We start from the raw sequence: 18,497 nt of genomic DNA, 5'->3' as shown, positions 1-18,497 counted from the left end.
GGGGGGGGGGGGGGCGCGCCGGGGGGCGGGGGGGGGGGTTGCGGGGGGGCGGGGGGGGGGGGGGGGGGGCCGGGGGGGGGGCCCCCACCCCCACGGGCAGGCTGCGGTTGGTCTGCTCAGCTCAACTGCAGGCGGTCGGCCAGACCTGCGGCGGTGAAGGCGGCCTGCAGCTCGTCCCGGCCCTCGGTGAAGTGGGACCAGCTGTCGAAGTGGACGGGCACCACGCGGCTGGCGCCGAGGATCTGGGTGGCCTCGGCGGCCTGGGCGCTGTCCAGGACGATCAGTCCGCCGTCGAAGATCTCCGCGAAGCGGGGCGCGCCGGCGAAGAGGATCGCGGTGTCGATGGGGGCGAAGCGTTCGGCGATCTCCCGGACGGCGTCGAGGGAGGCGTTGTCGCCGCTGACATAGACGGTGGGCAGGTCCTGGCCGGTGAGGACGAAGCCGATGACCTGTCCGGCGATCGGTTCGACCTCCTCGCGGGTGCCGGGCCCGTGGATGGCGGGGACGGCGGTCACCGTGAGCGTGCCGCCGCCGGGGCGGTCCAGCTCGATGGACTCCCAGTCGGCCAGCCCCTTGGCCTTGTGCCCGAGGCGTTCACCGCCACCGGTGGTGGTGAGGGTGAGCGGGATGTCGGCGAGCAGGGCGCGGCCGGCGCTGTCGAGGTTGTCGTCGTGCTCGTCGTGGGAGAGCAGGACGACGTCGACGGGGCCCACGTCGGCGGGGGTGCCCGTGGAGGGGGCGGTCTTGGTCAGGGCCGGGGCACCGGGGGGCGCGGGGTAGGTGCAGGGGGCGTCGAAGGTCGGGTCGGTCAGAAAGCGCAGGCCGCCGTACTCGAACAGGGCCGTGGGGCCGCCGAAGACGCGGACGGGGAACTGCGTGGTCGCAGGGGAAACAGACACGAAAACCTCACGGATGAATACGATTGAACCGTGAGTTGACCATAGTCAGGCATCACGGATGAAGGCAAGTCCAACCGTGAGTCACGTTTGTGGGCAGGTCGTACCATGACCGGTATGGAAGAGAGCCTCATCACCGATTCCGGGCTGCCACCGGCGCCGGGGGCCGAGCATCACCCCTCGCTCGCCCTGGTCAACAGCGCCGTCGCGCTACCGGGCGGGCACTACGTCGACCAGCTCGGCACGCCTGCCGGGGCCGACCAGTGGCTGACGCAGCAGGGCCTCACCCCGGTCGACGCGGGCATGCTCGACATGTGTGCCGCGCAGCTGCGCTCCCTGCGCGAGCAGGTCCGGGCGCTGTTCGCGTCCCGTGTCGCGGGGCTGCCCGCCCTGCCCGCCGCAGTCGCCGCGATCAACGACACCCTGACCCGTGTGCCCACCGCCCCGCTGCTGGTCTGGGACGAGAGCGGCCCCTACCGCGCCATGCCCCACCCCACCTCGGAACTCGTCGATCACGCCTTGGCGGCGCTCGCCGCCGACGCCGCCGACCTCCTCACCGGTCCCGATGCCGAGCGCCTCACCGCCTGCGCCTCCACGCCCTGCAACCGCTACCTGCTCCGCCACGGCCGCCGCCACTGGTGCTCCACCCGCTGCGGGGACCGCGCACGCGCCGCCCGCGCCTACGCCCGCCGCACCGGACGCACCTGACGCACCTGACGCCTCAGGCAGAGAGTGTCGGCACGGCGCGGGAGCCCCTGGAACTGGAAGTTGCGCGATCTGCGTCGGCGGCTTCGGCCACTGGTGTGATGGTCAGCGGCGGCAGGTGTGCTCACCTCTGGGCGACGGTCGTCTCCGTGCCACCCGGGAGCACATGACAGCGCGCTCGGGTTGAACGCGGCATCGTAGATCAACACGTCTACGAGCGGATGCTGTTGGCGGAGCCCGTAATGGCCGTCCTGCCGGCCCGCGCGACTTCGGCGCCGAATGGGGTCGGTCGCATACCGCGGACACGTTCAGCACGTTCGAGCAGGGCGTTGCCCAGATCCCGCTCGAGCTCGTTGATCTTCTTGATCAACGTGGAGGGATGGATACGGATGGATACCGAGGGCTTGGGCCGCCTTCCACAAGAGCCGACGGTGCACGGCGTACTGGTCGTAGAGCCAGTCCCGTTCGACCGGTGCGTGCTTCTTGTAATCCTTCCGTCAGGTCTGCGCCATGTCCACGAAGCGGGAGTAGTGCCCCTGGAACGCCACGGTGATGGTGGCCGTCGGACCGTTACGGTGCTTGCCGACGATGATGTCGGCCTCGCCCGCGCGCGGTGACTCCTTCTCGTACGCGTCCTCGCGGTGGAGCAGGATGACCATGTCGGCGTCCTGCTCGATGGAGCCGGACTCACGCAGGTCGGACACCATCGGCTTCTTGTCCGTGCGCTGCTCGGGACCACGGTTCAGCTGCGAGAGCGCGATCACCGGGACCTCCAGCTCCTTGGCCAGCAGCTTCAGGTTTCGGGACATGTCCGAGACCTCCTGCTGACGGCTCTCGGACCGCTTCGACCCACCGGCCTGCATCAGCTGCAGATAGTCGATGATCACGAGCTTGATGTCGTTGCGCTGCTTGAGCCGACGGCACTTCGCGCGGATCTCCATCATCGACAGGTTGGGGGAGTCGTCGATGTAGAGCGGAGCGGCCGACACCTCGGGCATCCGGCGTGCGAGCCGCGTCCAGTCCTCGTCCGTCATGGTGCCGGACCGCATGTGGTGAAGGGCCACCCGCGCCTCGGCCGAAAGCAGACGCATCGCGATCTCGTTGCGCCCCATTTCGAGGGAGAAGATGACACTGGGCAGGTTGTTCTTGATCGACGCGGCGCGCGCGAAATCCAGCGCCAGTGTGGACTTGCCCATGGCGGGACGAGCCGCGATCACGATCATCTGGCCGGGGTGCATGCCGTTCGTCAGTGCGTCGAGGTCCGTGAAGCCCGTCGGCACGCCGGTCATCTCACCGCTGCGCGAGCCGATGGCCTCGATCTCGTCGAGTGCGCCCTCCATGATGTCGCCGAGGGGGAGGTAGTCCTCGCTGGTGCGCTGCTCGGTGACCGCGTAGATCTCGGCCTGCGCGGAGTTGACGATCTCGTCCACGTCCCCGTCGGCCGCGTATCCCATCTGCGTGATCTTCGTGCCCGCCTCGACCAGCCGACGGAGCACCGCCCGCTCGTGGACGATCTCCGCGTAGTACGAGGCGTTGGCCGCAGTGGGGACGGACTGCACCAGGGTGTGCAGATAGGGCGCTCCGCCGACCTTGGTGATCTCTCCGCGCTTGACCAGTTCGGCGGCGACGGTGATCGGGTCGGCCGGCTCGCCCTTGGCGTAGAGGTCGAGGATCGCCGAGTAGACGGTCTCGTGGGCGGGGCGGTAGAAGTCGTGCCCCTTGATGATCTCCACGACGTCCGCGATGGCGTCCTTGGACAGCAGCATGCCGCCGAGGACCGACTGCTCGGCGTCGAGGTCCTGGGGCGGCACCCGTTCGAATCCGGGGGAGCCGCCTTCCCAGGCCTCGTCCGAGCCGCGGTCGTGGCGGTCCTCACGCCCCTTGCGGTCCCCTCTACGCCGATGGGAGACAGGCAGACGGTCCCCGGGACCAGCCTCGGTCCAGGGGTCGTCCAAAGGCTCGGGAATGCTCACCGCGCCGCCTCCTCCCGTCCGCATCGCGGACCTAGCCGTGCCACTCTTTCTTACGGCACGGCACCGACAAACAGGTCGCCCGACTCCACTTCCGGCGCATCTGGTTCGGTGGATTCCGGTGCCGGAACGGAGTGCGGGCGCCGCACTACGGTAGGCCCCTCCGCACCGTCAGCCAATCTGGTTATCCACAGGGCATGTGGACGACGGACCAGATGCTGTGGAGAACCCCGCCGAACCTGTGCACGGACCGGGGGACAGCACTGTGGACAAACTCATAGCGACATCAGCGTGACCACTCTGACCTGGGCACTCTCCGTCCACCGACTGTGGGGGAGAAAAACTTTCGCCCTCATTTCAAGATCGCCGCAAACGGCACGGGAAGGAAGGGCCCACGGGGATAAAAGTAAGGATCAAAGACTGATTGCATCTCTTACCTGTGGAAGATTAGATTGACCCCATGACCCAGGCCCCCGCGACCCCGGAGAACAGCCGCCGACGGCACGACCGCGAGATCATCGCCCTTGCCGTCCCGGCGTTCGGCGCGCTCGTCGCCGAGCCCCTGTTCGTCATGGTCGACAGCGCCGTCGTCGGCCACCTCGGCACCCCGCAACTGGCCGGCCTCGGCATCGCGGCGGCCCTGCTGATGACCGCCGTGAGCATCTTCGTCTTCCTCGCCTACGCGACCACGGCGGCCGTCGCCCGCCGCGTGGGGGCGGGCGATCTGCCCGCCGCCATCCGTCAGGGCATGGACGGCATCTGGCTCGCGCTGCTGCTCGGAGCCGCCGTTGTCGCCCTCGCGGTCCCGACGGCCCCCTGGCTCGTCGACATCTTCGGCGCCTCCGACACCGCGGCCCCGCACGCCATCACATACCTGAGGATCTCCATCCTCGGCATCCCGGCCATGCTCGTCGTGCTCGCCGCCACCGGCGTACTGCGCGGCCTCCAGGACACCCGCACCCCGCTGTACGTCGCCATCGGCGGTTTCACGGCGAACGCGATTCTCAATGTGACCCTTGTCTACGGTGCCGGGCTCGGCATCGCCGGATCCGCGTGGGGAACGGTGATCGCCCAGGTCGGCATGGCCGCCGCCTACCTCGTCGTGGTGATCCGAGGAGCTCGAAGGCACAGCGCCTCCCTGCGCCCCGACGCGGCCGGTATCAGGGCCAGCGCGCGGGCCGGCGTACCCCTGCTGGTCCGGACGCTGTCCCTGCGCGCCGTCCTGATGATCGCCACCGCCATCGCCGCCCGGCTCGGGGACGTCGATATCGCCGCGCACCAGATCATCCTCTCCCTCTGGAGCCTGACCGCCTTCGCGCTCGACGCCATCGCCATCGCGGGACAGGCGATCATCGGCCGGTATCTGGGGGCGAACGACGAGAAGGGCGCGCGCCAGGCCTGCCGCCGTATGGTCGAGTGGGGCATCGGCTGCGGCATCGTGCTCGGCATCCTGATCGTGCTCGCCCGGCCTCTGTTCATTCCGCTCTTCACGAGCGACCCCTCGGTGCAGGACGCCCTGCTCCCCGCGCTCCTGGTCGTGGCGGTCTCCCAGCCGATCGCCGGCGTGGTCTTCGTCCTGGACGGCGTCCTGATGGGAGCAGGCGACGGACGTTATCTCGCCTGGGCGATGCTGGTGACGCTCGCCGTCTTCGCTCCCGTCGCGCTCCTGGTGCCCTCCCTCGGCGGCGGGCTCACCGCGCTCTGGTGGGCGATGACACTCATGATGGCCGTCCGCCTCGTCACGCTCTGGCTGCGTACCCGATCGGGCCGGTGGATCGTCACCGGAGCTACGCGCTGATCCGCGCACCCCGGGGCATAGCGGGCTTGTTTCACGTGAAACAAGCCCGCCGGTCCCCCGTTGAACCGACCGTGGCTGTTTCACGTGAAACAGCCACGGTGTTTCACGTGAAACACCGTGCATCCCAGGACACAGTGAAGGGCCGCACCCAGCGGGTGCGGCCCTTCACTGACTCAGCTGAGCTCTGCCCTAGGCAGCAACGACCTCGACGCCGAGCTTCGCTGCGACCTCGGGGTGCAGACGGACGGACACCTGGTGTCCGCCGAGCGTCTTGATCGGCGAGCCGAGCTCGACGCGACGCTTGTCGACGTCGGGACCACCGGCAGCCTTGATCGCCGAAGCGATGTCGGCCGGGGTCACGGAGCCGAAGAGACGGCCGGCGTCGCCGGAGCGAACAGCCAGACGGACCTTCACGCCCTCGAGCTTGGCCTTGATCTCGTTGGCCTGCTCGATCGTCGCGATCTCGTGGATCTTGCGGGCGCGGCGGATCTGCGCCACGTCCTTCTCGCCGCCCTTGGTCCAGCGAATGGCGAAGCCACGCGGAACCAGGTAGTTACGGGCGTACCCGTCCTTGACGTCGACGACGTCGCCGGCGGCACCGAGGCCAGAGACCTCGTGGGTGAGGATGATCTTCATGCTCTTGTCACCCTTCCCTTATCGCGCGGTGGACGTGTAGGGCAGCAGCGCCATCTCACGGCTGTTCTTGACTGCCGTGGCGACGTCACGCTGGTGCTGCGTGCAGTTGCCGGTGACGCGGCGGGCACGGATCTTGCCGCGGTCGGAAATGAACTTCCGCAGCATGTTCGTGTCCTTGTAGTCCACGTACTGGGTCTTGTCCTTGCAGAACGCGCAGACCTTCTTCTTAGGCTTGCGCACAGGCGGCTTCGCCATGGTGTTTCTCCTGTGTGATCAAGAAGTGGGGGTACGAGCAGCCCTAGAAAGGGGGCTCGTCCGAGTAGCCGCCGCCAGAGGCACCGCCGGAACCGCCGGAGCTTCCGCCCCAGCCGCTTCCGCCGCCCTGCTGGCCCCCGCCGCCCTGGCCGCCGGCCGGCGCGCCGGTCGCCCACGGGTCGTCGGCGGGTGCACCGCCGCCGCCCTGCTGGCCACCGCCACCGGAACCGCCGCCCCAGTTGCTGCTGCCCTGCTGGCCGCCGCCGTATCCACCCTGACCGCCCTGGCCGCCGCGACCGGTGGTCTTGGTGACCTTGGCCGTGGCGTTCTTGAGGCTGGGGCCGACTTCCTCGACGTCCAGCTCGTAGACCGTGCGCTTGACGCCCTCACGGTCCTCGTAGGACCGCTGCTTCAGCCGGCCCTGCACGACGACGCGCATGCCTCGCTGGAGCGACTCCGCGACGTTCTCCGCCGCCTGACGCCAGACCGAGCAGGTGAGGAACAGGCCTTCGCCGTCCTTCCACTCATTGGTCTGCCGGTCGAAGATGCGGGGAGTGGACGCGACACGGAACTTCGCGACCGCCGCACCGGACGGGGTGAAGCGCAGCTCGGGGTCGTCGACGAGATTGCCGACGACCGTGATGACGGTCTCGCCTGCCATGGGTGAACCTCTCGGCGGGGATTGCTTCTGGCTGCTTGCTGCTACTCGGACCCGAAAACCGCTGAGCTAGATGCTCAGTGGATCTCGGGACGGAGGACCTTGGTCCGGAGGACCGACTCGTTCAGGTTCATCTGGCGGTCGAGCTCCTTGACGACCGCAGGCTCGGCCTGCAGGTCGATGACCGAGTAGATGCCCTCGGGCTTCTTCTTGATCTCATAGGCGAGCCGACGACGGCCCCAGGTGTCGACCTTCTCCACCTTTCCGTCGCCCTCACGGACGACGGAGAGGAAGTTCTCGATCAGCGGGGAGACTGCTCGCTCCTCGAGATCGGGGTCGAGGATGACCATCACCTCGTAGTGACGCATGTGGAACCCACCTCCTTTGGACTCAGCGGCCACGGTCGTTCCGTGGCAGGAGGGTCGTGATGCGTGTTGCAACGGCGTTCCCGAGGAGAACACCCAGCACTGACGATCAGCTCCCGAACGATCCCGGAGCGGGGGTTCGGGGAGAGGCTCGCCGTGCTGGCCTGGGCAGACACCGGTGCAGACCGTACAGACTACCCGTAGACCGGCTTCCGGTTGAAATCAGGAGCTCAGAGGGCACAATCGAGACAGATGCGGTGTGAGAGGCGCTACACCCGCCGGGGTGCGGGAGGCGCTGGACGCACCCGCCCATCCGTCCGGCCAGGAGGTACTCCATGGCACAGACCATTCGGCCCGCCACCGGTTCGCTCTTCGCTTCGGACGGCAAGCCGCACCCGCTCCAGGACACCCTGCTCGCCGTGACCCTCGTGCTGGGCGCTCTCGCCTTCGTGACGGCGATGTTCCACCACCTGCACCTGATCAGCTCGTGGGCCGGGCTGGTCGGCATCCTGACCGGTGGGTACGGGATGTACGTCTCCAAAACCACCGGCGAACGGTTCGGCCTGATCATCGGACTCGGCGCTTCCGCCGTCGGTTTCTTCCTCGGCATGGCCCACGGCGGCCTCTTCGGCGGCGTGATCACCTGACCGGAGCACGGGCCCGAGCGCCGGCCGGCGCGGGTACCCAGGTGCCCACGCCGGTTCGCCGTGCGTTCCGGCCCCCCGGGGCCAGGCCGGGCGCCCCTCGGTCACAGTAGGCTTCGGCGCGAGAGCCGGAGCCCCTGACCGATGGGGACACACCTGCCGAGGAGCGCCCCGCATGAGCCTGACCCTGAGGACCATCAGCCGAGAGCAGCATCTGGCGTACATCCAGAGCCTGCCCTCGGCCAGTCACTGCCAGGTTCCGGCGTGGGCTGATGTGAAGACCGAATGGCGCTCGGAGAACCTGGGCTGGTTCGACAAGAACGGCGAGATCGTCGGTGCCGGCCTCGTCCTGTACCGCCAGCTGCCCAAGATCAAGCGCTATCTCGCGTACCTCCCCGAGGGCCCGGTCATCAACTGGTACGCGCCGAACCTGGACGACTGGCTCCAGCCGATGCTCGCCCATCTCAAGCAGCAGGGCGCCTTCTCCGTGAAGATGGGCCCGCCGGTGGTCATCCGCCGCTGGGACTCGGCGGCCATCAAGTCCGGCATCCAGGACCCTGATGTGAAGCGCCTGCGCGACGTCGAGGCCACGCACATCGAGCCGCGCGCCTTCGAGGTCGCGGACCGGCTGCGGAAGATGGGCTGGCAGCAGGGCGAGGACGGCGGCGCCGGATTCGGTGACGTCCAGCCCCGCTACGTCTTCCAGGTGCCGCTGGCCAACCGCTCGCTTGAGGACGTCCTCAAGGGCTTCAACCAGCTGTGGCGCCGCAACATCAAGAAGGCCGACAAGGCCGGCGTCGAGGTCGTCCAGGGCGGCTACGAGGACCTGGCCGAGTGGCAGCGGCTCTACGAGATCACCGCCGTGCGCGACCATTTCCGGCCGCGCCCGCTCTCGTACTTCCAGCGCATGTGGACCGTCCTCAACTCAGAGGACCCCAACCGGATGCGGCTCTACTTCGCCCGGCACAACGGCGTGAACCTCTCCGCGGCCACGATGCTCGTCGTCGGCGGACACGTCTGGTACTCCTACGGCGCCTCCGACAACATCGGGCGCGAGGTCCGGCCGTCGAACGCCATGCAGTGGCGCATGCTGCGCGACAGCTACGCGATGGGCGCGACCGTCTACGACCTGCGCGGCATCAGCGACTCGCTGGACGAGACCGACCACCTCTTCGGCCTGATCCAGTTCAAGGTCGGCACCGGCGGCGAGGCCGTCGAGTACGTCGGCGAGTGGGACTTCCCGCTCAACAAGCTGCTCCACAAGGCGCTCGACATCTATATGTCGCGCCGCTGACCCGCTTCACCGCATACCTGGGCCGGCGCATCTCGGCACACACCGTTCGCTCCTGAATCACCGCAGCCACCAGAAAGGTTCGGGCCGCCATGGCGCTCTCCCTCTACGTCGACACCGCGCGCTGGCGGGCGCACCAGAAGTCGGTGATCGACCAGTTCCCCGGTCTCGTACCCGTCTGCAAGGGCAACGGCTACGGCTTCGGCCATGAGCGCCTCGCCGACGAGACGATCCGCTTCGGATCCGACACCCTCGCCGTCGGGACGACCTACGAGGCGGCCCGGGTCAAGGACTGGTTCAGCGGCGACCTGCTCGTCCTGACCCCGTTCCGACGTGGTGAGGAGCCCGTACCGCTTCCGGACCGCGTCGTCCGGTCCGTCTCCTCCGTCGACGGGGTGCACGCCCTGGTGGGCGCCCGGGTCGTCATCGAGTGCATGAGCTCGATGAAGCGCCACGGCGTCAAGGAGGAAGAGCTCGGGCAGCTGCACGCGGCGATCGAGGACGTACGGCTCGAAGGGTTCGCCCTGCACCTGCCGCTGGACCGCACCGACGGCTCCGACGCCGTCGAGGAGGTCATCGGCTGGATGGACCGGCTGCGCGCGGCCCGGCTGCCGCTGCACACCATGTTCGTCAGCCATCTGCGCGCCGAAGAGCTGGCCCGGCTCCAGCAGCAGTTCCCGCAGACCCGCTTCCGCGCCCGTATCGGCACCCGCCTCTGGCTCGGCGACCACGAGGCCACCGAGTACCGGGGGGCCGTCCTGGACGTCACCCCCGTCGTCAAGGGCGACCGGTTCGGCTACCGCCAGCAGAAGACCGCGTCCGACGGCTGGCTGGTCGTCGTGGCCGGCGGTACGTCCCACGGGGTCGGCCTGGAGGCGCCCAAGGCGCTGCACGGCGTGATGCCGCGGGCCAAGGGCGTCGCCCGTGCGGGCCTGGCCACGGTCAACCGCAACCTGTCGCCGTTCGTCTGGGCGGGCAAGCAGCGGTGGTTCGCCGAGCCGCCGCACATGCAGGTGTCGATCCTGTTCGTGCCCTCGGACGCCCAGGAGCCCCGGGTCGGTGACGAGCTGGTCGCCCATCTGCGTCACACGACCACCCAGTACGACCGGCTCGTCGACCGCTGAGCCACCCGGGCGCGGCCGCTCAACGGCCGCGCCCGGCCCCGGCTCAGCCGTCCCGGGTGGGCGTGACGCCCCACTCCACCTGGGGTCCCGTGGCCGTCGGGGCCGTGTGCCCGGACGGACGGGCCTCGGGCGTCAGCACGAACGTGTCCGGAGCCCCGTCGAGGACACCGCCCGACGGGTCGTCCGACCCGTCCCCGCGGACCGGATCCTTCTCCGGCAGGAGGATGTCCCGGACGATCAGCGCGCACAGGTACAGCGTGCCCAGCAGGTGCAGGGCGATCGCTGCCTGGTAGCCCTCCTGCGGCAGTCCCTGGTGCGTGTCGCCGCCGCTGGTGTAGGCGAGGTAGAACCAGATCCCGAGGAAGTACATGACCTCGCAGGCCTGCCAGATGAGGAAGTCGCGCCAGCGCGGCCGGGCCAGGACGGCCAGCGGGATCAGCCAGAGCACGTACTGCGGTGAGTAGACCTTGTTCGTCAGGATGAACGCGGCCACCACCAGGAACGCCAGCTGGGCGAAGCGCGGCCTGCGGGCCGCGGACAGCGCCAGGCCCGCGATGCCCGCGCAGAACACGGCCATCAGGACGACCGAGGCGGTGTTGACCGTGTCCACATCGATGGGCTTGCCGGTGCGCTGAGTGATGATCAGCCAGAACGAGCCGAAGTCGATGGGCCTCTCCTGGCTGAAGGTGTAGAACTTCCGCCATCCCTCGGGGGCGAAGAGCATCACCGGCAGGTTCACCACGAGCCAGGCCGACCCCGCGCCCAGCAGGGCCGTCCCGAACTCGCGCAGCCTGCCCGCCCGCCAGCAGAGCAGCAGGAGCGGGCCGAGCAGCAGGACGGGGTAGAGCTTGGCGGCCGTCGCCAGGCCGATGAGGATGCCGAACGCGAGGACCCGGCCCCGGGACCACATGAGCATCGCCGCGGCCGTCAGGGCGACGGCCAGCAGGTCCCAGTTGATGGTCGCGGTGAGGACGAACGCGGGAGCCAGCGCGACCAGGAGTCCGTCCCAGGGGCGGTGGCGGTGCGTGCGGACGGTGCACACGGCGACGACGACCGCGCAGATCATCAGCATGCCCGCGTTGACCATCCAGTACATCTGCTCGCGCTGCTGGATGGGGTCGCTGTCGGGCGTCAGCGTCAGCCAGGCCGCCACCTGCATGAACACCCCGGTCAGCACGGGGTACTCCAGGTACTGCATATCGCCGCTCAGCCGGTCGAAGTACGGCACCAGGCCGTCGGCGAAGCCGCGTCCCAGAAAGAGGTGCGGAATATCGGAGTAGCAGGCGTGCGTGTACTGCGAGGTGGCCCCGCGGAACCAGGCCCATTCGTAGCAGGGGATCTTCTGCACCATGCCGAGGGCGAACATCCCGATCATGACCAGCGCGACGACCCGCACGGGCGTGAGCGGACCGTCGCCGAGCCGCGCCCAGCGTCCCACCCGGCCACCGAACAGCTCGCTGCCGGCCGCCGCGACCTCGTCCTGATCGGTGGGCCGCACGGCGGGCCGCTCCTGGTGCACGCTCGTGTCTCCTGCGCTGGGGCTTGGCATGCCGCACATCCTGCCGTACGGGGCTGTGCCCGGGGCAGGGACCGCCCGGGGGACACGGCAGGAGAGCCCAGGAGGCCGCACACCGCAGGGAACACGGCGAGGGCCGCCGTACCCGGATGGATACGGCGGCCCTCGCCGCTGTGCTGGGCCGGCCCCGAGAGCTCCGGCCTGCGATCCGACTATCCCGAGTTGCCCCAGATCGAGCCGGTTCCCCCCGGGGTGCCGTTCCCTCCCTGGACTCCGGCGTTGTCTGCGCCGCCGTCGCCCCCGCCGTCGTCTCCGCCGCCCTCGCTCCCGCCGTCCGCACCGCCGTTTGCCCCACCGCCGCCGTCCGCACCGGCGTTCGCCCCACCGTCTGCCGCCTGGCAGTTCGGGTCGAAGATGCCGCAGGTCCTGCTCGGCGTCGGTGTCGGACTCGGAGTGGTCGGCGTCGGGGTCGGCGTCGGAGTCGGCGTCGGCTCCTCGGAGGCCTTCTCCGAAGGCGTGGGACTGGGCGTCGGGCTGGGACTGGCCGCGCCACCGCCCCATACGATCTCGCCGAGGTCCTGCGGCTCCGGGAAGGAGACGACCTTCCTGCCCTTCATCGCCCCGGTCATGTAGTCGTGCCAGATGGAGGCCGGGAACGAGTTTCCGTGGATCTTGTCCTCACCACCCGTGCCGAACATCATCTCGAACTCGCGCTCTTTGTTCGTCTCGTCGTCGTCATACCGGAACATGCTGATGGCGGTCGAGACCTGCGGCGTGTACCCGACGAACCAGGCGGACCGGTTGCCGTCCGTCGTACCGGTCTTGCCCGCGGCCGCACGGCCCTCCAGCCGGGCGGGCTTGCCTGTTCCGTTCTCCACGACGTTCTTCAGCACGTCCGTGACGTTGTCGGCGATGACCGGGCTGAAGGCGCGCTTGGACCTCTTCTCGTGCTTGAAGACGGTCACGCCCCCCTGCTTCACCTCGGTCACCGAGTACGTGTCGTTCTGCTGGCCACTCGTGGCGAAGGTGGCGTAGGAGCCAGCCATGCGGATGGCGCTGGGCGACGAGGTGCCGATGGAGAACGACGGAACGGTGGAGTTCGCCATGAAGGTGTCGTCCTTCAGGCCCGCTGCCACGGCGACGTCCTTGACCTTGTCCGTGCCGACGTCCATACCGAGCTGCACGAAAGGCGAGTTGGCGGACTGCTCCATGGCCTTCCGCAGATCGATCTCGCCGTAGTCCCAGTCGCCGTCGTTGGTCTGGCGCCACTCATCGCCGTTCTCGTTCTTCCAGACCTTCCCGGTGTAGTCCCTGATCTTCAATCCGTTGTCGCCGTTGTAGATGCTCTCGGGCGAGACCTGGGTGCGCTGGGAGTTGTCCTGGACCGGTCCGCCGGACGGGTCGCGCACGCCGTACTGCATGGCAGCGGCCAGCACGAAGGGCTTGAAGGTCGATCCGACCTGGGCACCGGTGGCGTCCGCGTTGTTCGTGAAGTGGGTGGTGGCGTCCTGGCCGCCGTACGTGGCGATGATGGCGCCGGTCTTCGCGTCCACGGACGCACCGCCGAACTCGACATGCGTGTCCGTCTTGGGACGCTCCTTGGGCCGGATCTTGGCCTTGTAGACCTTGTCCACCGCTGCTTCGAGCTCCTGCACCCTCTTCTTCTGGAAGGTGGTGTGGATCTCGAAGCCGCCCAGTTCGAGCTGCTTGCCGTCGATGCCCTTCTCGTTGTTGGCGAGGAAGTACTTCTTGGCGAGGTCCACCAGGTAACCGGTCTGACCGCCCAGCTTGGCGTCCTTCTTCGGCGGCAGCGGGTCCGGGAACTTCGTGTACTTGGCGCGTTCCTCCGCCGTCATGCGCCCGTCCTTGACCTGCTCGTCAAGGATCCACTTCCAACGCTCCTTGGCCCGCTTGGTGTTCTTCTCCCGGGTCGCGTTGGTCTTGTCGATGTCGACAGCGCCGGCGGGGTCGTAGTAGCTCGCGCCCTTGAGCAGGGTGGCCAGGAAGGCGCACTCGCTCGCGTCCAGCTCGCCGGCGTCCTTGTTGTAGTAAGTGCGGGCCGCTGCCTGCAGGCCGGAGGCCCCACGTCCGTAGTACGAGACGTTGAGGTAGCCCGCCATCACGTCTTCCTTGTTCTCCTCACCGGCGACCTTGAGCGTGATGAAGAGTTCCTTGAACTTCCGGGTGAGGGTCTGGTCCTGGGAGAGCCGGGAGTTCTTCACGTACTGCTGGGTGATGGTCGATCCGCCCTGGGTCTCACCGCCCGTGGCCATGTTGAACAGCGCGCGCCCGATGCCCTTCGGGTCGATGCCGCGGTCCGTGTCGAAGCTCTTGTTCTCGGCGGAGATCACGGCGTTGCGCATCGCCTCCGGGATCTGCTCGTACTTGAGGATCTGGCGGTTGACCGCACCACCGGTCGCGACCATCTGCGTGCCGTCGGCCCAGTAGTAGACGTTGTTCTCCGCCTCGGCCGCTTCGTTGATGTTCGGCTTGGACACCAAGGCGTACGAGATGCCCGCCACGCCCATCAGCAAGCCGAGGAACCCCAGACAGAGCCCCGACACCAGCTTCCACGAGGGCACCCAGCGGCGGAATCCGTACTTGCCATGGCGGGGGTAGTCGATAAAGCGCTTCTTGCCGGAGCCGCCGCTGTCCCGTCCCCGGCCTCCCGGTCCGTCGGAACCGCCGCCACCGCGTCGTCGGCCGCCACCGCCACCCGCTCCGTGCCCCCCGGCGTCGGCGCCGCGGCGCCGGCCGCCGCGCTGGGCCGCGCGCCGGGCCTCGGCGCGACTGCCGTACTGCCGCTCCTCACCACCGTGTGACTCGGACGGCGATTCGGAAGGTGACTCAGAAGTGGCTCTGCGTGACGGGACCGCTCGGCGTCCGGTCGACTGCTGGGCGGCTCGTCTGGCCGCGGCACGCCCGCCACCCTGTGGCTGAGGCGTTTTGCGACGGTGCTCGCTCATGGAACGACTACTCCTCGGGCAGGCGAGAGCGCCTGGAAGCGGCAGTTGAGATCCGGTCCCCCCGAATGACGGACAAGCCCCTGCGGAAGGCTCATCCGCAGCACATCCGGCAGTCCGCGATGACTGACGCGCGAAAGCGTCTCGCGGTTCCCGGTGGTCTGCATGCCGCACAGACTACGCACGGTCAAAACCCGCCTAGGGCCGAACTTCACCCCAAACAACGCAAGTCGAACTCTGGGAATCGCGGATGTGACGCCGTTCACGAAGGTCACCCTTGTCGAACCGGCCGGACCGATCTATCGTGCTGATGTATCGAGTCGATACATCAGTGCGGCATAAGTACACCGGTGGTCCCGGTGGACCGTGCCGGCGGAAGCAGCGGGAGAAGGAGGAGGCACCGGTGAGCCGACGCTCCGGCATCCTCGAGTTCGCCGTGCTCGGCCTGCTCCGCGAATCGCCGATGCACGGCTATGAGCTGCGCAAACGCCTCAACACCTCGCTGGGGATCTTCCGTGCGTTCAGCTACGGGACCCTCTACCCCTGCCTCAAGACGCTGGTCGCCAGCGGCTGGTTGATCGAGGAGCCCGCCGGTGACCCGGCGGACACCGCACCGGTCACCGGACGCCCGGCCGCCTCCCCCTCCTCGTCACTGACAGGACGCCGGGCGAAGATCGTCTACAGGTTGACGGCAGAAGGTAAGGAGCACTTCGAGGAGCTGCTGTCGCACACCGGTCCGGACGCCTGGGAGGACGAGCACTTCGCAGCGCGCTTCGCCTTCTTCGGCCAGACCGAACGCGATGTGCGGATGCGGGTCCTCGAAGGCCGGCGCAGCCGGCTGGAGGAGCGCCTGGAGAAGATGCGCGCCGCCCTCGCCCGCACCCGTGAACGACTCGACGACTACACACTTGAGCTGCAGCGACACGGCATGGAGTCCGTGGAGCGCGAAGTGCGCTGGCTGAACGAGCTCATCGAGAGCGAGCGGTCGGGACGGGATCGGCGACGATCCTCGCCCGACGGCTCCGCTCAGCAGGACACACCTGGAGAGACGGGCGGCCTGCCCCGGCATCGGGACAACACCCCGCCGGATCCGTCCGACGACACCGCCAAGTGAAGTCATCGCACTCCGCGGCGACTTCATCGGAAACACCGATTACACAGGGAGCAACCGGAATGGGTTCGGTTCGCGTAGCCATCGTAGGCGTGGGCAACTGCGCCGCCTCGCTGGTGCAGGGCGTCGAGTACTACAAGGACGCCGATCCGGCCGGCAAGGTGCCCGGTCTGATGCACGTCCAGTTCGGCGAGTACCACGTCAGTGACGTCGAGTTCGTCGCCGCCTTCGACGTCGACGCGAAGAAGGTCGGCCTCGACCTCGCGGACGCCATCGGCGCCAGCGAGAACAACACCATCAAGATCGCGGACGTGCCGAACACGGGCGTGACCGTCCAGCGCGGCCACACCCACGACGGTCTCGGCAAGTACTACCGCGAGACGATCGAGGAGTCCGCGGACGCCCCGGTCGACGTCGTCCAGATCCTCAAGGACAAGCAGGTCGACGTTCTCGTCTGCTACCTGCCCGTCGGTTCCGAGGTCGCTGCGAAGTTCTACGCGCAGTGCGCCATCGACGCCAAGGTCGCGTTCGTCAACGCTCTCCCGGTGTTCATCGCCGGCACCAAGGAGTGGGCGGACAAGTTCACCGAGGCCGGTGTCCCGATCGTCGGCGACGACATCAAGTCCCAGGTGGGCGCCACCATCACGCACCGCGTGATGGCGAAGCTCTTCGAGGACCGCGGTGTCATCCTGGACCGCACGATGCAGCTGAACGTCGGCGGCAACATGGACTTCAAGAACATGCTCGAGCGTGAGCGCCTGGAGTCCAAGAAGATCTCGAAGACGCAGGCCGTCACCTCGCAGATCCGTGACCGTGAGCTCGGTGCGGACAACGTCCACATCGGCCCCTCGGACTACGTGGCCTGGCTGGACGACCGCAAGTGGGCGTACGTGCGCCTCGAGGGCCGCGCGTTCGGCGACGTTCCGCTGAACCTGGAGTACAAGCTCGAGGTGTGGGACTCCCCGAACTCGGCCGGTGTCATCATCGACGCCGTCCGCGCGGCGAAGATCGCCAAGGACCGCGGCATCGGAGGCCCGATCCTCTCCGCTTCGAGCTACTTCATGAAGAGCCCGCCGGTGCAGTACTTCGACGACGAGGCCCGCGAGAACGTCGAGAAGTTCATCAACGGCGACACCGAGAGCTGAACCGGCCTCCTCGGCTGACAGCCTCACCGGAGCGCTGAGCGGAGACGCTCGCCTCTTCCTGCCGCGCGTCGGGGGTCCCCGGGCAATCCGCCCGCGGATCCCCGACGTGTGTGACGCTTGCTCCCATGTCTGTCGCGCGTGATCTGCGCACTCTGCTGCGCCTGCGGAACTTCCGCCGCCTGCTCACCGTGCGGCTCCTGTCACAGTCCGCCGACGGCGTCTACCAGGTCGCCCTCGCCGCGTACGTCGTCTTCTCCCCGGAGAAGCAGGCGTCGGCCGCCGCCATCGCTTCAGCGATGGCCGTGCTCCTCCTGCCCTACTCCCTGATCGGGCCCTTCGCGGGGGTCCTGCTGGACCGCTGGCCCCGGCGTCAGGTCTTCCTCTACGGGAACCTTCTGCGGGCCGCCCTGGCGTGCTCCACGGCGCTGCTGATTCTCGCCTCGGTGCCCGACTGGCTCTTCTACGTCTCGGCCCTCTGCGTCACCGCCGTCAACCGTTTCGTGCTGGCCGGCCTCTCCGCCGCCCTGCCCCGGGTGGTCGACACCGATCGCCTCGTCGTCGCCAACTCCCTCTCCCCGACCGCCGGAACCCTGGCGGCGACCGCGGGGGGCGGCCTCGCCTTCGCCGTAAGGCTGCTGGCCGACGATTCCGACGCGGCGGTCGTGCTGCTGGGGTCGATGCTCTACCTGCTGTCCGCGCTGGCGTCCCTGAGCCTGCCCCGCTCGCTGCTGGGGCCGGATACCGACGAGAGCCCCCTGCGACTGCGGGCCGCTCTGGCCGTCACCGCACGCGGGCTCGTCGCCGGGCTCCGGCATCTGGCGCGGCGGAACCGCGCAGCTCGGGCCCTGGCAGCGATGACGGTGATCCGCTTCTGTTACGGCGCGCTCACCGTGATGGTGCTCATGCTGTGCCGCTACGCCTGGTCGGACACCGAGTCCGAAGGGCTGGCGCTGCTCGGCCTGGCGGTCGGGGTCTCCGGTGCGGGATTCTTCGTCGCCGCCGTCCTCACCCCGTGGGCGGTGGGGCAGCTCGGCCGCTACGGATGGATCGTGGCCTGCACCGGGGCGGCGGCGGTCCTGGTCCCCGCCCTGGGCCTCTCCTTCGCTCCCGCCCCGATGCTGATCGCCGCGTTCGTGCTCGGCGTCGTGACCCAGGGGTCGAAGATCGCGACCGACACGGTCGTGCAGACCTCGGTCGACGATTCCTTCCGTGGCCGGGTCTTCTCGCTCTACGACGTGCTCTTCAACGTCGCGTTCGTGAGCGCCGCGGGGGTGGCGGCCCTGATGCTCCCACCGGACGGCAGATCAGCCGCCGTCGTGGCGGTCGTGGCGGTGCTGTTCGCGGTGACCTCGGGGACGATGTTCCGCTGGCGACACACCGATGCCTACCGGTAGCCGCTCATGGATGCGCTGAGGGCGTT

Annotated in this window: 18 protein-coding genes; 9 read left to right on the top strand and 9 right to left on the bottom strand. The window is 68.6% G+C overall.

Features of this window, described 5'->3' with window-relative positions; all coding sequences use genetic code 11:
• Positions 1–116: 116 nt before the first annotated feature.
• On the bottom strand, positions 117–899 hold the full coding sequence (locus ACGF2Y_RS03665) for an MBL fold metallo-hydrolase (RefSeq protein ID WP_392942950.1): 783 nt from the start codon (positions 897–899) through the stop codon (positions 117–119).
• A gap of 114 nt (positions 900–1,013) precedes the next feature.
• Here ACGF2Y_RS03665 and ACGF2Y_RS03660 point away from each other — a divergent pair, with 114 nt between their 5' ends.
• Entirely contained in the window at positions 1,014–1,604 is a 591-nt protein-coding gene (locus ACGF2Y_RS03660) for a CGNR zinc finger domain-containing protein (protein ID WP_392942948.1), read from the top strand.
• Between the two features lie 208 nt (positions 1,605–1,812).
• On the opposite strand, the gene ACGF2Y_RS03655 is transcribed toward ACGF2Y_RS03660, so the two are convergent.
• Positions 1,813–1,971 (bottom strand): hypothetical protein, encoded by a 159-nt coding sequence (locus tag ACGF2Y_RS03655; RefSeq protein ID WP_392942947.1) that lies wholly within the window; start codon positions 1,969–1,971, stop codon positions 1,813–1,815.
• Between the two features lie 127 nt (positions 1,972–2,098).
• The gene (gene dnaB / locus ACGF2Y_RS03650; protein WP_392942945.1) at positions 2,099–3,574 is read right to left on the bottom strand and encodes a replicative DNA helicase; all 1,476 of its coding nucleotides are present in this window, start codon (positions 3,572–3,574) and stop codon (positions 2,099–2,101) included.
• Positions 3,575–4,031: 457 nt separating this feature from the next.
• Here dnaB and ACGF2Y_RS03645 point away from each other — a divergent pair, with 457 nt between their 5' ends.
• Positions 4,032–5,369, top strand: a complete 1,338-nt coding sequence (locus tag ACGF2Y_RS03645) for an MATE family efflux transporter (protein WP_392942943.1) — start codon at positions 4,032–4,034, stop codon at positions 5,367–5,369.
• A gap of 189 nt (positions 5,370–5,558) precedes the next feature.
• Here the strand turns inward: ACGF2Y_RS03645 and rplI are convergent, their stop codons facing one another.
• From rplI to rpsF, 4 genes are all read right to left on the bottom strand, one after another.
• On the bottom strand, positions 5,559–6,005 hold the full coding sequence (gene rplI, locus ACGF2Y_RS03640; protein ID WP_030576021.1) for a 50S ribosomal protein L9: 447 nt from the start codon (positions 6,003–6,005) through the stop codon (positions 5,559–5,561).
• Positions 6,006–6,023: 18 nt separating this feature from the next.
• Complete coding sequence (rpsR, locus tag ACGF2Y_RS03635; protein ID WP_003967857.1) at positions 6,024–6,260, bottom strand: 30S ribosomal protein S18; 237 nt, start codon at positions 6,258–6,260, stop codon at positions 6,024–6,026.
• Positions 6,261–6,303: 43 nt separating this feature from the next.
• Positions 6,304–6,921, bottom strand: coding sequence for a single-stranded DNA-binding protein (locus tag ACGF2Y_RS03630; protein WP_392942941.1), 618 nt, complete (start codon positions 6,919–6,921; stop codon positions 6,304–6,306).
• 74 nt (positions 6,922–6,995) lie between these two features.
• Positions 6,996–7,286, bottom strand: a complete 291-nt coding sequence (rpsF, locus tag ACGF2Y_RS03625; protein WP_018957345.1) for a 30S ribosomal protein S6 — start codon at positions 7,284–7,286, stop codon at positions 6,996–6,998.
• Between the two features lie 332 nt (positions 7,287–7,618).
• Here rpsF and ACGF2Y_RS03620 point away from each other — a divergent pair, with 332 nt between their 5' ends.
• The 3 genes from ACGF2Y_RS03620 to ACGF2Y_RS03610 all read left to right on the top strand — a co-directional run bounded on the left by ACGF2Y_RS03620 (position 7,619) and on the right by ACGF2Y_RS03610 (position 10,342).
• Positions 7,619–7,930 carry a hypothetical protein gene (locus ACGF2Y_RS03620; RefSeq protein ID WP_392942939.1) on the top strand — a complete coding sequence of 104 codons (312 nt, stop codon included), beginning with the start codon at positions 7,619–7,621 and terminating at the stop codon, positions 7,928–7,930.
• 172 nt (positions 7,931–8,102) lie between these two features.
• Positions 8,103–9,221 carry a peptidoglycan bridge formation glycyltransferase FemA/FemB family protein gene (locus ACGF2Y_RS03615; RefSeq protein ID WP_030077277.1) on the top strand — a complete coding sequence of 373 codons (1,119 nt, stop codon included), beginning with the start codon at positions 8,103–8,105 and terminating at the stop codon, positions 9,219–9,221.
• 89 nt (positions 9,222–9,310) lie between these two features.
• A complete protein-coding gene (locus ACGF2Y_RS03610) occupies positions 9,311–10,342 on the top strand; it encodes an alanine racemase (RefSeq protein WP_392942937.1) in 1,032 nt (343 codons plus the stop codon).
• A 43-nt stretch (positions 10,343–10,385) separates the two neighbouring features.
• Here the strand turns inward: ACGF2Y_RS03610 and ACGF2Y_RS03605 are convergent, their stop codons facing one another.
• Both ACGF2Y_RS03605 and ACGF2Y_RS03600 read right to left on the bottom strand, forming a co-directional pair.
• Positions 10,386–11,900 carry a glycosyltransferase family 87 protein gene (locus tag ACGF2Y_RS03605; protein ID WP_392942936.1) on the bottom strand — a complete coding sequence of 505 codons (1,515 nt, stop codon included), beginning with the start codon at positions 11,898–11,900 and terminating at the stop codon, positions 10,386–10,388.
• 170 nt (positions 11,901–12,070) lie between these two features.
• Entirely contained in the window at positions 12,071–14,440 is a 2,370-nt protein-coding gene (locus ACGF2Y_RS03600) for a transglycosylase domain-containing protein (protein ID WP_392942935.1), read from the bottom strand.
• A gap of 24 nt (positions 14,441–14,464) precedes the next feature.
• On the opposite strand from ACGF2Y_RS03600, the gene ACGF2Y_RS03595 reads away from it, so the two are divergent.
• The 4 genes from ACGF2Y_RS03595 to ACGF2Y_RS03580 all read left to right on the top strand — a co-directional run bounded on the left by ACGF2Y_RS03595 (position 14,465) and on the right by ACGF2Y_RS03580 (position 18,471).
• Positions 14,465–14,680 (top strand): hypothetical protein, encoded by a 216-nt coding sequence (locus ACGF2Y_RS03595; protein ID WP_392942933.1) that lies wholly within the window; start codon positions 14,465–14,467, stop codon positions 14,678–14,680.
• 544 nt (positions 14,681–15,224) lie between these two features.
• Entirely contained in the window at positions 15,225–15,935 is a 711-nt protein-coding gene (locus tag ACGF2Y_RS03590) for a helix-turn-helix transcriptional regulator (RefSeq protein ID WP_392942932.1), read from the top strand.
• A 59-nt stretch (positions 15,936–15,994) separates the two neighbouring features.
• Complete coding sequence (locus ACGF2Y_RS03585; protein ID WP_069752210.1) at positions 15,995–17,077, top strand: inositol-3-phosphate synthase; 1,083 nt, start codon at positions 15,995–15,997, stop codon at positions 17,075–17,077.
• A gap of 125 nt (positions 17,078–17,202) precedes the next feature.
• Positions 17,203–18,471, top strand: coding sequence for an MFS transporter (locus tag ACGF2Y_RS03580; protein WP_392942929.1), 1,269 nt, complete (start codon positions 17,203–17,205; stop codon positions 18,469–18,471).
• The last annotated feature ends 26 nt before the right edge of the window (positions 18,472–18,497 follow it).

This window comes from Streptomyces sp. NPDC048142 (assembly GCF_043202835.1).
GTDB lineage: Bacteria > Actinomycetota > Actinomycetes > Streptomycetales > Streptomycetaceae > Streptomyces.
Note: the sequence above shows the minus strand (reverse complement) of the source record. Positions and strands in the feature narration are given on the sequence as shown.